The organism is Acetobacter fabarum, assembly GCF_040702925.2.
In the GTDB taxonomy this organism is placed as follows: Bacteria; Pseudomonadota; Alphaproteobacteria; order Acetobacterales; family Acetobacteraceae; genus Acetobacter; species Acetobacter fabarum_B.
Genome location: NZ_JBFCXX020000008.1, coordinates 13468 through 26407, shown reverse-complemented (window position 1 = coordinate 26407; position 12940 = coordinate 13468). Strand labels below are relative to the sequence as shown.

Sequence of the window (12940 nt, the reverse complement as noted above, 5' to 3'; positions counted from 1 at the left end):
GCGCGGTACAGCCCCACGCGATCAGGATCGCAACAGAGCACCGCGCCAACGTCCGCCAGCCAGCATAGAGAGACGGGGGTGGGAGTGATAACGGTATGGCCACCTCGGAAACGTCTTAGAATAGTGTGAAGACCCGCAGGCCCTCACCCCATGGAAGACACGGACGAAACGCCCTGTTCTAGAAGTCAGCCGTGACCGAGAATTTATAGGTTTCAGGATCACCCATGATGAGATTGCTCTGATAGACCGAAGCCCAGTAACGCTGGTTCCCGACGTTATCGACCTCAAAACGCGTGGTAAGCGCCTTGCCACGAACCAGAAACGTATAACGCGCACCAAGATCAAACCGTGACCATGCTGATAAATGTGCACTGTTGGCATTATTGAACTGCTGCTTGCCCGTACTGATCACACGCCCAACCAGTGTCAGCCCCTTGATGAAAGGCACATCGTATTCGAGGTTGCCATTAATGGTATAATTGGGAATACCGATAACTGTTTTACCGTTGTTATTTTCATTCCCGGCGCGTACCTGCTTGGCATCAATAAGAGTCAGCCCGCCATTAAAACGCAATCCACGCAGGATTTCGCCATTAAACGTCAATTCCATACCACGGTTTTTCTGCTTCCCGTTCTGTGTATAGAGTAACTGACCGGTATTACCGTAAGCCTCAACTATCCCATACGGCATGGAAGTCTGGTAAAATGCGACGCCCGCTGAAAAACGACCAATATCGTATTTAGCCCCCACCTCATACTGTGTGCTTTCATAAGGTGCAAAAACCTGACCGGCATTGACGTAACTGGAACCCACCACAGAACCTGCCGAGAGCCCCTGAATACGATTAAAATACAGGGCCGCGTGTTTGATCGGATGAACCACAAGACCGATAACAGGAGAAAATGCAGAGGAATCATAGTGTGTCTGCATCTGACCGCTGCCATAGGCATAGGAATTGGAGAGGATATCCTGATAACGGAACCCGCCTGTCAGAGAGATGCGGTCATGCCAGAAGGTCATTGTATCTGACAGAAACAGGCTATACAGCTTGTTCCATGAGACACGACCCGGATCACTCATGCTGCCGCGGGCATACGTTTCGTTTGGAGTAAACTGTGTTGGTTGATAGATGTTTCCGGACATCCCGACCAAACTCATAGCATAGGCCGCGTCAGATTCCTCCCAGATTGCAGACCCACCGGCATTGATTTCATGCTTGATAAAGCCCGTGTTCACATGGGCGCGCACACCAGCCTGAGTCGCTTCGTTCATGACATTATAGGCTGTGGCCATAGCGCCTACACGACCATTTCCTGTATGAGAATCCGTCAGGGTCGTGGTAGCGTAATTACCCATTTCGTTTCCACTTTGTGCACCGAACTTTCCATAGACCGTAACATGCTTTCCAAAATCATGCTCGATACCCATTGTGCCGAAAAGGTAAGACAGGTCCGTATAGGCCCAGCGCTGCCCCCAGTTTTGCGATGGTGAGGGCGGCAAAGGTGCTGGCATACCCGAGGCAAGGCTGGACACAATAATGGCGCTACGTCCACCAAAAACCTGCTGTTTCTGGTAATTCATGTTCATGTTGATACGGGTATCGTCATTATGCCAATCAAACGCGCCACCCAGGGCAATATCTGCCCGACGTTCGCCATGGATTGGTGTTTCACCATCCATACCGGCAGCGTTAAAACGAAAGCCGTATGCTCGGTCCTTTCCAAACCTGCGACTGATATCAACAGCCCCGCCCCCTTGGGAACTACTTGTATAATCCCCCGTAACACGGGTGATATCCGTTATCGTTGCCCGCTTGGAGACAAGATTGACATTCCCGCCAATGGCAGAGCCACCCGGTGCCGCACCATTCAGGAAAGCACTTGCACCATTGAGCACCTGTACTGAATCATACAGCTGGGGCGAAACAAGTTGTCTGGGCGTTACGCCATACAGACCATCAATCGCGATATCATCACCATACAGGGTAAACCCGCGTATCTGGAAAAGCTGGGCATAATTTCCGTACCCTGTCGTTGTTCTGACAGTTGGATCATTGAGCAGAACATCGCCCAACGTCTGTGACTGCTGATTCAGGATAAGGCTGGCATTATAGCTACGGATATTGAAAGGTACATCAAGACCTTTCTTATACCCCAGCGCTCCAAGATCCCCCCCACTTGAGACATACATCCGGTTGTTGCGTGACGCTTTGACAACCAGGTCTTCTTCCTTGCCAGTATTGACCGCTGCCCCCGCCCCTTCCGGAACATGCGGCTGGGTACGGGACTTCTTCTTCTGTCCCTGTTGCCCAGTATCGTGGAATGCAGCTTCATGCCCGGAGGAGCCAGTCTCTGCACGGGCAGAGCCAAGAGTAAGAAGCCATGAAGGTCCAGTTCCCGACAGCAACGTGGACACGCATAATGTGTTCAGACAAACAGCACGGAAACGCATGATAGGAGAACTCACGATGGGAAATTTTGCGACCCTTCCTACAATTAAGAATGATTGTCAATATCATTTAATGCCCGGTCCGTTCCAGAGACACCAATGAGGACGATATCAGCACCAACAGGACGTGCCCGGCGCACCCTGAAAGCAGGGGTCTGAATTAAAACAGGCACAGCCAGAAGAATGCGTATACTGCTATACGCTACGGTTCAGGAGAGCCCAGCCTATCTGCGACAACGCCCTGCTCCTCATGTTTATGAGGCGCCTGTAATTTATGGCACCCTGTGCCGTGAGGTCTGGCGATCTGGAGAAGATGCCCAATGATGCACGTTTGTGGTGCTGGTGTGAAAACAGGAAAGCCGCACGGCATTCTGTCAGAGCGCGCATTATATTCATTATGCGCCCTGAACTTTTTCATGGCTGACGTACAGGCCGGTATTGGTCCTTTTCTGGGCGTGTTTCTTCAGCGTCATGGCTGGCAGACGGGGCCGATCGGATCTGTCATGACGGCTGGTGGCATTGCCGGAATGATCGCCACCATTCCCGCCGGTGCCCTTATTGACCAGACGACAAAAAAACGCCTGCTTGTCATTATCGCAGCGTTATGCACCATTTCCGCCTCATTACTGTTACTACGTTCACAATCGGCTTTTGTCGTGACCATCAGCCAGCTTGCCACGGCTCTGGCAGGGGCGGGGATCGGTCCGCTGATGGCCGGAATGACACTTGGGATCGTGCATCAGAAAGGTTTTAACGCACAGATCGGCCGTAATCAGGCCTGGAACCACGCAGGAAATATGATTGGAGCCGGGCTGTCCGGCTGGCTCGGGTGGCGGTTTGGCCTGTCAGCGATTTTCTTCCTTGAGGTCGTGTTCGGGCTGCTCGCCATTGTGGCCGTGCTCACGATACCCGAAAAGTCCATTGACCATCAGGCCGCCCGCGGGCTGGAAGAGACAGACAGGCACGCCACCGGGAAGGCTGAAGGACTACGCTCATTTCTCCGGCATAGGCCTCTTCTGATCCTTGCAGTCTGCCTGTGTTTCTTTCATCTCGGCAATGCTGCGATGCTGCCGCTTTATGGTATGGCGGTGGTCAGTGCCGGGAAAGGGAATCCCGCGATGTTCACCGCGATGACAGTCATGGTGGCGCAGGCCGTGATGATCGGTGTCAGTCTTCTGGCTATGCGCTTCGTGGCAAGCCGTGGGTACTGGATTGTATTACTGATCTCGTTTGCCGCCCTGCCGCTGCGTGGCCTGATCGCCGGGACGTTCATCCAGCACTGGGGCGTATGGCCAGTGCAGTTTCTGGACGGTATAGGAGCTGGACTTCAGAGTGTTGCTGTCCCCGGTCTGGTGGCGCGGCTTCTTAACGGCACGGGACGGATCAATGTGGGGCAGGGCGTTGTCATGACTGCACAAGGGATTGGGGCAAGCCTTTCACCCGCGCTGGGGGGATGGCTTGCCGAGGATATGGGGTATTCCACGGCATTTTACACTCTGGGCTGTTTTGCCATCCTGTCGCTGGGACTGTGGGTCTGCGCGGCGCCGGTCATGCGTTCTGCGGACCGTGTAACAGCATGATGGTCCATCATGCAGCAATCTGGGCGATTGCGGTGCTGACGACCGCCGGGGTCATCATCCGGCCATTCCGGGTTGCTGAGTGGGTGTGGGCCGTGACAGGAGCAGTCCTTCTTGTCGTGACCGGGTTAATCCCCGTTTCCATGGCGGGAGCGGGGATTCTGAAAGGAGGAGATGTCTATCTCTTCCTGACCGGCATGATGCTGCTCAGTGAGACAGCACAGGCGAATGGTCTGTTCGACTGGATAGCAACCTGGGCTGTCAACCATGCTGCGGGCTCAACGACAAGACTGTTCACGCTGGTCTATCTGGCTGGTGTCGTGGTGACGACATTCATGTCCAATGACGCAACGGCTGTTGTACTGACACCTGCGGTTCTTGCCGTGGCGACCAAAGCAGAAGCGGACCCCCTTCCTCTGCTGTTCGCATGTGCGCTTATCGCCAACGCCGCCAGTTTTGTTCTGCCGGTTTCCAATCCGGCTAATCTGGTTCTGTACGACGGGGCGCTTCCGGCTCTGGGATCGTGGATGGTCTCATTCGCACTTCCATCGGTCATGGCGATCGTGATGACCTATCTGGTCCTCCGTCTTGTTGAACGGGACCATCTCAGGAAAAACTGTGCGCATCAGGTTGAGCCCATACGCCTGACCCCGGGAGGCAGGGCAGCACTCGCCGGGATTGTGCTGACGGCAATCCTGCTTGTTACGATTTCTGCTTTCGATCGTCCCCTCGGGCTCCCCACGGCACTTGCCGGTGTTGTAACGGCTCTGGGTGTCTCCGCGCTGGCACGACGCTCACCACTCCTGTTGGTACGGAAGATTGCGTGGGGCGTTCTGCCACTTGTGGCGGGGTTGTTCGTGCTGGTGCAGGCCATCGACAGCACGGGACTGATCGGGGCACTCGCCCGGATGCTCCGGAGTGCGGCCCAGTCCAACCCCATCTCGGCCGCTTTTGGCTCTGGCACTCTTCTGGCCTTTGTTTCAAACATCATGAACAACCTACCCGCCGGACTTATTGCCAGTGAGGCTGTGGCGCAGGCTCATCCGCCACGCCTTGTGGTTGACACTCTCCTGATCGGTGTGGACCTCGGCCCCAATCTGTCAGTCACAGGGTCACTGGCCACAATTCTGTGGCTTCAGGTGATCCGTCGAGGTGGTGAAGATGTCGGGTTTATGCAATTCCTCAGGATTGGCGCCATTGTCATGCCTGTAGCACTGTTTGCAGCCCTTGGTGCACGACTGCTGATGGACTGAGAGTCCTTTCCACGGTTCCAGAGAACCAACATTCTCAGGCACAGACCTGAGAAGACTGACATTCTGCCAGAAGTTTTTCCGGCGTCTCTTCCAACAGGAGCGCCTGATGACGGGTTGACCTGTTCTGTCTCCAGTTCTGTTCTGCATCAGGCTTTTGAAACATATTTCAACAGAGGCACACTCAGGACTGCCTGTCTGCCTGTTTCCTCCAGCAGACAGGCCTGTTGATGGACAAGGTAGCCACTCACGCGCCAGCGATTGCTTTTTCGTGCATGCTTTTGCTCCATACCACGATGGAGATGGGAAAATAGAAATGGATCCCGTCTGCATCTTCCCATGCCCCCATACCCAGACAATCCTGACCGCCTGCAATGTCCTCTGCAAACAGAGCCTGCAAGGCGTTCCAGTCCTCCGGGGCGACCTGATCCTGAAGACGGGACTCAAGGCGATACTGGTGCATCTCGACAGGCGACAGACCCGCCTCGGCCCCCAAGGATACTAACTGCGGCAGTGTCAGAGCACTTGTATGCGAGGGATCACGGAGTGTTTCCGCCTGATCATACCCTTCCTGACATTCAGGAGCCGGGGTGGCATCTATCACAATAATCCGGCCACCGGGACGGCAGACACGTACCATTTCCGCCAGAACTTGCCCGGGGTCCTGCATGTGGTGAAAGCTGTATCGTGTCACGACCCGGTCGAAGCTATCCGCCTGAAATGGTAAATGCAGCGCATTGCCAACGTGGTACGCCACGGACACATGCATACTGTCCGCGCGCAGCCGTGCCTGCTGGATCATGGCGGGTGTCAGGTCGATGCCCGTAACCTGCGCACCCGTACGAGCCAGTTCACACGCGATAATCCCCGGACCGCAAGCAACATCAAGCACCTTCATGCCTGTGGTCACTGCGCAGGCGGCCAGTGTCTGTGCCATGCTTTCCGCTTCCGCGTGGATAGCCAACTCGGCAAATGGCTTCGCCCAGCGTGTAAACTGCTCAACAATCCGGGTGTCATGAGGTGTGCGAGAAACAGACATCTTTATTCCTTTCCTTGGCGTTTCAGGATAAGGAAAGGATGGTTGGCCGTCTAACGCCATCCGGCCATAGATGAACGGATATCGGCCAATGAAAAGCCTGACAGCCAGAGAAACACAGAGCGTCCTCGTCGAGAACAGACTGGATGGTCCGGGAAAACCCGGCTTTGCATTCCGCAATCCCTCTTCCGCCATCTTTTATGACTGGCACGCCCATCCGTGCCACCAGATCACATACGCAAGACGCGGCACAACACTGATCGAAGGTCCGGACGGCCATCATCTGCTGCCCACGGCGCATGCCATATGGATTCCGGCAGAAACACGCCATCGGACCATGATCCGTAATCTGGACGGGGTTTCCATCTATTTTGATCCGGCATGTTTCCCGCATGACCACACGGAGCGTATCCAGACATTTCCCATAACAACAATGGTGCAGGAAATGCTGCTCCACACCCTGCGCTGGCAGCCTGGATCAGTAGAGCATACCCTTATTGCCCGGAGTTTTTACCAGACCCTGAGTATGCTGTGCATGGAACAGATGCAGGCGAAACCAGACAGACTTTTCACGCTCCCCCGTGCGACCCATCCGTCCATCATGCGCGCCATGGAAGCAGCCCTTGCCAGCCCCGGTCAGGCAAACCTGCCTCTGGCGCTGCACCATGCCGGAATGTCGGAGCGCAGCTTCCGCCGCCATTTCCATGAAGAAACCGGAATGACATGGCAGGACTGGATTGCACAGGCCCGTCTCTTCCACGCAGCAAACCAGCTTGCCGAGGGAGGGCGTGTAACAGATGTCGCCGTTGACGTCGGTTATGCATCGCTGAGTGCATTTGCGAAAGCTTTTGCTAAGCTGATGGGCGTATCCCCTGTCCGCTTTCGGAGCCTGCAGATGTAACGCGGCATGACTGACAGGAGGGCAACTGCCATCTGTCGGCTTCATGACTGCAAAATAACGTCTGGTTCACTGTAAAAACACAGAAGACTTCTCTTTTGAACATCTGTTACCCGGTCAGAACCGCATCAGATGGCAATATGCGAACGCACATCCTCTGCCACGAAATCACATGCCTTCCCGCTCAACACAACCCGCCCACGATCCAGCACGGCAATGCGGTCTGCCAGTTCAAAAGCAAAATCAAAATACTGCTCCACCAGCAAAATAGCCATATCGCCTTTATCGCGTAACATCGCAATAATGTTGCCAATATCTTTGATGATACTGGGCTGAATACCTTCTGTCGGTTCATCCAGCACCAGCAGGCGCGGACCGATCACCAGCGCACGGGCAATAGCCAGCTGCTGCTGCTGGCCGCCAGATAAATCTCCCCCGCGCCGGTCAAGCATTTTTGCCAGAACGGGAAAAAGATCAAAAATCTCATCCGGAACTTTGCGTCGACCACGGGGCAGCAGACCAAAGCCCGTTTCCAGATTTTCCCTTACACTCAAAAGCGGAAAAATGTCGCGGCCCTGAGGAACTGTGGCAATGCCCCGTTTCGCACGATCATAGGCGGGCAGTCTGGTAATATCCTCCCCTTCCCACTCAATGCGGCCATCACTGACGGTATGCATCCCCGTAACAGCACGGATCAGGCTGGTTTTGCCAACCCCGTTCCGGCCCAGCAGACACGTCACCTCACCTTGCCTGACCTCAAGCGAGACCCCACGCAGAGCAATCGCTGCGCCATAATGCAGATGCACGTCCTTAACCCTGAGCATGCAAACGCCCCTTTTTTCTGCCAGCATGATAGACTTTAACGCCCAAGATAGACTTCAATCACACGTGGATCTGCGCTCACCTCGTCCAGTGTGCCTTCCGCCAGCACTGAGCCTTCATGCAGTACCGTCACCGGCACATCCAATGCACGCACAAAGTCCATATCGTGCTCAACCACCACCACGCTGCGGGTCTTGTTAATTTCACGCAGCAGGTCAGCTGTCGCCATGGTTTCTGCATCAGTCATGCCCGCGACCGGCTCATCAACCAGCAGCAGGTCAGGCTCCTGCCCCATCAGCATCCCGATTTCCAGCCATTGCTTCTGCCCATGGCTCATGTCTCCTGCCCGAAAATCAGCCATGTTTTCCAGACGAATCAGGCTTAACAACTCAGCCAGACGCTGACACTCCTGAACACTTTTCCGCGCAAACAACACAGAAAAAGGCGAACGAATCCCTTTAAGGGAAAGCAGAAGATTTTCAGTAACAGTCAAAGCTTCAAACACGGTTGGTTTCTGGAATTTACGGCCAATACCCAGACGCGCAATGACCGGCTCATCCAGCCGCGTCAGGTCATGCCCCTTAAACGTCACCGTTCCGCTATCTGGCCGTGTTTTGCCGGTAATAATGTCCATCATGGTGGTTTTACCGGCACCATTCGGCCCGACAATCGCACGCATTTCTCCTGCTTTGAGAGCCAGACTCAAGGCATTAATGGCACGGAACCCATCAAAGCTTACACTGACATTCCGCACATCAAGCAATAGAGCATCTGTCATGAGTGCTCTCCTTCTGGTGCGCTCACCTCCGGCGTAATCTCTTCCGGGGGTGCCGCCCTGACTGGCCGCCATAGACCCATCAGACCATTGGGCAGGAAAAGTGTTGTGCCAATAAAGAGCAATCCAAGCCCGTAAAGCCAGAATTCCGGCAGCCATGCGGTAAACAGCGTTTTACCAAAATTGACCAGAATGGCTCCCAGCACGGCGCCGCTTAACGTACCACGGCCACCAACAGCCACCCAGATAACCGCTTCAATGGAATTGGCCGGAGCAAATTCACCCGGGTTAATAATCCCTACCTGAATGACGTACAGTGCCCCTCCGATAGCCGCCAACATGGCGGAAAAAACCCATACCAGAAGTTTAACCTGGTCTGGCCTATAACCCAGAAAGCGCGTCCTGTTTTCAGAATCTCTTACTGCGACAAGAAGATTCCCAAATCGGCTCCCCACGATAAACCGGGAAGCCAGCAGACCCGCAGCAAGTGCTCCACCTGTGACGACCAGCAGAACCGCGCGTGTCGCAGGTCTGTGCAGATCCGCGCCCAGAATATCCTTAAAATCTGTCAGACCATTATTCCCGCCAAATCCAAACCCATTCTGGAAAAAAGCCAGCATAAGCGCATAGGTAAGGGCCTGCGTAATAATGGAAAGATACACCCCGGACACGCGGGACCGAAATGCAAGCCAGCCAAAAATTCCGGCCAGAAGTGCAGGCACGACCAGAACCAGAAGCATGGCCCACGCAAAATGGTCTGTGCCCCACCAGTACCATGGGAGGCGCTTCCATGATAGAAAGACCATGAAGTCAGGCAGGCTGGCATCACCATAGGCCCCTCGCGCGCCAATTTCACGCATCAGATACATACCCATCGCGTAGCCGCCCAGACCAAAAAAGGCGGCATGCCCCAGGGTCAGAATCCCTGCAAACCCCCAGACCAGATCAACCGAAAGAGCCAGCATGGCATAAGCCAGATACTTGCCAGCCAGAGAGACCGCAAAGGCAGACACATGGAAGGGACTATTCTCCGGCAGCAGGCTGGCCACCGCCAGAACAACGGCAAGCCCCAGCACCAGACCTGCTGTCCAGACAACGCTTTTAAAAGACCTTACAGACTGGCCGGAGAAAGCATTCATGATTCGATCCCCCGGCCACGCACAGGAAACATGCCACGCGGGTGCCTCTGTATGTAGACAATGACCAGCACAAGAATGGCAATTTTGGCAGACACGGCGCCAATGGCTGGCTCCAGCACCTTGCCACCCATGCCAAGTGCCATGGCCGCCGCCAGTGTGCCCCACAGATTGCCGACACCGCCGAAGACCACCACCATGAAGCTATCGATAATGTAGGACTGACCCAGATTGGGGCTGACATTATCAATCTGACTGACAGCCACACCGGCCAACCCGGCCAGCCCGGCCCCCAGACCGAAGGCTAAAGCGTCAACTTTGGGGGTGCGGATGCCCATAAGGGCGGCCATGCGCCGGTTTTGTGTCACCGCACGCATCTGCAAACCCAATGTGGTGCGGCGGAGCACAAACATAAGTCCCGCCAGCACGAGCCCCGCAAACACCAGAATTGCCAGACGGTTCAACGTTATATCCAGCCCCCCCACCGTCAGGGAGCCGGAAAGCCAGGCAGGCGTTTGCACCGCAATGTTGGTTGGCCCAAAAACGGAGCGGATAACCTGCTGTAAAACCAGAGAGAGCCCCCACGTTGCCAGAAGCGTTTCAAGGGGGCGACCGTACAGAAAGCGGATCAGGCTACGCTCGATCACAACCCCGATGCCGCCACACACAACAAAGGCCACGGGAATAGCTATGAGTATGGCAATGGGTTCCAGCGCAGGCACCGTCATTCTGATACCCTGCTGCACCAGCCATGTTACATAGGCGCCAATCATCATCATTTCGCCATGCGCCATGTTGATCACGCCCATAACCCCGAAGGTAATGGCAAGCCCTGTTGCCGCCAGCAGCAGCACAGACCCGTAGCTCAGGCCATAGAACGCATTTTGCAGCACGCTCCAGACACGCAGGTGCCAGTCGATCCGGGATACGGCACGCTGTGCTGCATGGCGCACCTCCGGCGCTTCCACGGCGGAGGCCGCAACATTGGCCAGTAGACCACGCGCCTCCAGTCCACCGACTTCCGCCAGAGACCCAACAGCCTTCAGGCGGGCTGCCTGTGTGCCTTCGACTGGAGTCTGCGCCAGAACCGTTGCGGCATGGGCCTGCATCAGTTTTTCACGCACGCCGGGCACTTTTTCCGTACTCATGGCCTGTTCCAGAGCAGGCAGCATTGTCATGTCATGGCGGGCATACAATGCCTGCGCCGCCTTCAGACGCACATCAGGCTCCGCAGAGCTTAACTCCCTGAGCGCATGCGCACCGGCCAAAACTGTACGAATACGGTTATTCAGCCTGACAGGCTTTAAATCTTCGGGGCATGATGCTGCCTCACCCGTGCGGGCGTTCTGGCATACCGCACCATCACGGATGAACAGAGCCCCATCAGCGCCAGAAAAAAGGTGGCGGTCCTCCAGAGCCTGCAATGCTGCATCACCCTGCGGACCGCCATGAGCCGCAAGCGCGGTAATGCTGGCAGACATTTCTTCAAATTGCGGGCCAGCCAGACCGGAGAAGTCATCTGCCTGCGCGGATGCCCCCCCCAGCCCGCCGCCCAGACACAGGGCCGCGAGCAGGCAGGCCAGACCCAGCTTACGCATGCTTACGGCTTAGGCAGGTTTTGGTCACAGTATTGTAGTTGCCGCACGCAATAGGTTTACGCCAGTCCCCTATCAGGTCCTTTGTCTGCGCCACCCAAGGAGACCATGCCTGACCGGGCACCAGTGCCGGAGTTTTCCAGACGACAGAAAACTGGCCATCGTCCTGAATTTCACCAATAAACACCGGCTTGGTCAGGTGGTGGTCGGGCAGCATTTCCGCGATGCCACCTGTCAGATTGGGCTGACGGATGCCAATCATGGCATCAATCACCTTGTCATGGTCGGTTGTACCGGCTTTGGTCACCGCCTGCACCCACATGTTAAAGCCGATATAGTGGGCTTCCATGGGGTCGTTGGTCGTGCGTTTGGGCTGCTTGGTATAAGCGTGCCACTCCTTGATGAACGCCGTATTGGCTGGCGTCTCAATGCTTTCAAAATAGTTCCAGGCTGCGAGCTGGCCAACAAGTGGCTTGGTATCCATCCCGGCCAGTTCCTCTTCCCCTACGCTGAAGGCCATGACTGGAATATCGGTTGCGGAAATACCCTGATTGCCGAGTTCTTTATAAAACGGCACGTTCGCATCACCATTAATGGTGGACACAACAGCCGTTTTTTTACCACCAGACCCAAAGGCCTTGAGCTGGGAGACAATGGTCTGCCAGTCGGATTGACCAAACGGCGTGTAGTTCACCATAATATCTTCGTCAGCAATCCCTTTGGATTTCAGATAGTTGACAAGAATCTGGTTGGTCGTACGCGGGTAAATGTAATCTGTGCCCACCAGCGCAAAGCGTTTTGCTCCACCCCCTGCCTCGCTCAGCAGATAATCAACCGCAGGAATAGCCTGCTGGTTGGGTGCGGCACCCGTATAGAAAATATTCCGGCTGCATTCCTGCCCTTCATACTGCACCGGATAGAACAGAATGCCATTCAGTTCCTCAAAGACCGGCAGAACAGATTTACGGGACACACTGGTCCAGCACCCAAACACGGCCGAGACCTTATCAACCGACAGAAGCTGGCGGGCTTTCTCCGCGAAAAGCGGCCAGTTGGATGCAGGGTCTACCACAACGGCCTCAAGCGGACGGCCCAGCAGGCCACCTTTTCTGTTCTGCTCGGCAATCAGCATCAGCATCACGTCTTTCAAGGTCGTCTCGCTAATGGCCATGGTGCCAGAGAGCGAATGCAGGATACCAACCTTGATCGGTTCCCCTTTGGGGGTGGCAGCACGTGCATAACCAGCACCCAGAGCACCACTCAACGCGGCGGCGGAGGAGGCAAGAGCCAGACGGCCAAAATGACGACGGGAAAGATTTGGCATGGTGACGGGCATGGTCAACGATCCTTTTGCTGCTACGCCTATTGTCATCCGTGACAGGCTATCTTCCCATACGCATTC

The 12940-nt window shown here is 55.3% G+C and carries 10 protein-coding genes; 3 read left to right on the top strand and 7 right to left on the bottom strand.

Features of this window, described 5'->3' with window-relative positions:
- Positions 1-178: 178 nt before the first annotated feature.
- On the bottom strand, positions 179-2416 hold the full coding sequence (locus AB2L51_RS07830) for a TonB-dependent receptor (RefSeq protein ID WP_395582376.1): 2238 nt from the start codon (positions 2414-2416) through the stop codon (positions 179-181).
- A 353-nt stretch (positions 2417-2769) separates the two neighbouring features.
- On the opposite strand from AB2L51_RS07830, the gene AB2L51_RS07825 reads away from it, so the two are divergent.
- Both AB2L51_RS07825 and AB2L51_RS07820 read left to right on the top strand, forming a co-directional pair.
- Positions 2770-4029: an MFS transporter gene (locus AB2L51_RS07825; RefSeq protein ID WP_400921424.1), complete on the top strand. Its 1260-nt coding sequence runs from the start codon at positions 2770-2772 to the stop codon at positions 4027-4029.
- Positions 4026-5279, top strand: a complete 1254-nt coding sequence (locus AB2L51_RS07820) for an arsenic transporter (protein WP_395582377.1) — start codon at positions 4026-4028, stop codon at positions 5277-5279. Before AB2L51_RS07825 ends, AB2L51_RS07820 begins: the two co-directional genes overlap by 4 nt.
- A gap of 244 nt (positions 5280-5523) precedes the next feature.
- On the opposite strand, the gene AB2L51_RS07815 is transcribed toward AB2L51_RS07820, so the two are convergent.
- Positions 5524-6315 carry a class I SAM-dependent methyltransferase gene (locus AB2L51_RS07815; protein WP_395582378.1) on the bottom strand — a complete coding sequence of 264 codons (792 nt, stop codon included), beginning with the start codon at positions 6313-6315 and terminating at the stop codon, positions 5524-5526.
- Positions 6316-6403: 88 nt separating this feature from the next.
- Between AB2L51_RS07815 and AB2L51_RS07810 the strand changes: the two genes are divergently transcribed.
- Positions 6404-7213 carry an AraC family transcriptional regulator gene (locus AB2L51_RS07810; protein ID WP_395582379.1) on the top strand — a complete coding sequence of 270 codons (810 nt, stop codon included), beginning with the start codon at positions 6404-6406 and terminating at the stop codon, positions 7211-7213.
- A 125-nt stretch (positions 7214-7338) separates the two neighbouring features.
- Here the strand turns inward: AB2L51_RS07810 and urtE are convergent, their stop codons facing one another.
- From urtE to urtA, 5 genes are read right to left on the bottom strand one after another with little or no spacing between them, the layout of a single operon-like run.
- Positions 7339-8034, bottom strand: a complete 696-nt coding sequence (gene urtE, locus AB2L51_RS07805) for an urea ABC transporter ATP-binding subunit UrtE (protein ID WP_395582380.1) — start codon at positions 8032-8034, stop codon at positions 7339-7341.
- A 35-nt stretch (positions 8035-8069) separates the two neighbouring features.
- Positions 8070-8810, bottom strand: a complete 741-nt coding sequence (gene urtD / locus AB2L51_RS07800; RefSeq protein WP_395582381.1) for an urea ABC transporter ATP-binding protein UrtD — start codon at positions 8808-8810, stop codon at positions 8070-8072.
- Positions 8807-9946 carry an urea ABC transporter permease subunit UrtC gene (gene urtC, locus AB2L51_RS07795; protein WP_395582382.1) on the bottom strand — a complete coding sequence of 380 codons (1140 nt, stop codon included), beginning with the start codon at positions 9944-9946 and terminating at the stop codon, positions 8807-8809. Before urtC ends, urtD begins: the two co-directional genes overlap by 4 nt.
- The gene (urtB, locus tag AB2L51_RS07790) at positions 9943-11541 is read right to left on the bottom strand and encodes an urea ABC transporter permease subunit UrtB (protein ID WP_395582383.1); all 1599 of its coding nucleotides are present in this window, start codon (positions 11539-11541) and stop codon (positions 9943-9945) included. Before urtB ends, urtC begins: the two co-directional genes overlap by 4 nt.
- A complete protein-coding gene (urtA, locus tag AB2L51_RS07785; protein ID WP_395582384.1) occupies positions 11534-12874 on the bottom strand; it encodes an urea ABC transporter substrate-binding protein in 1341 nt (446 codons plus the stop codon). The genes urtB and urtA overlap by 8 nt, the downstream gene beginning before the upstream one ends.
- Positions 12875-12940: the final 66 nt, after the last annotated feature.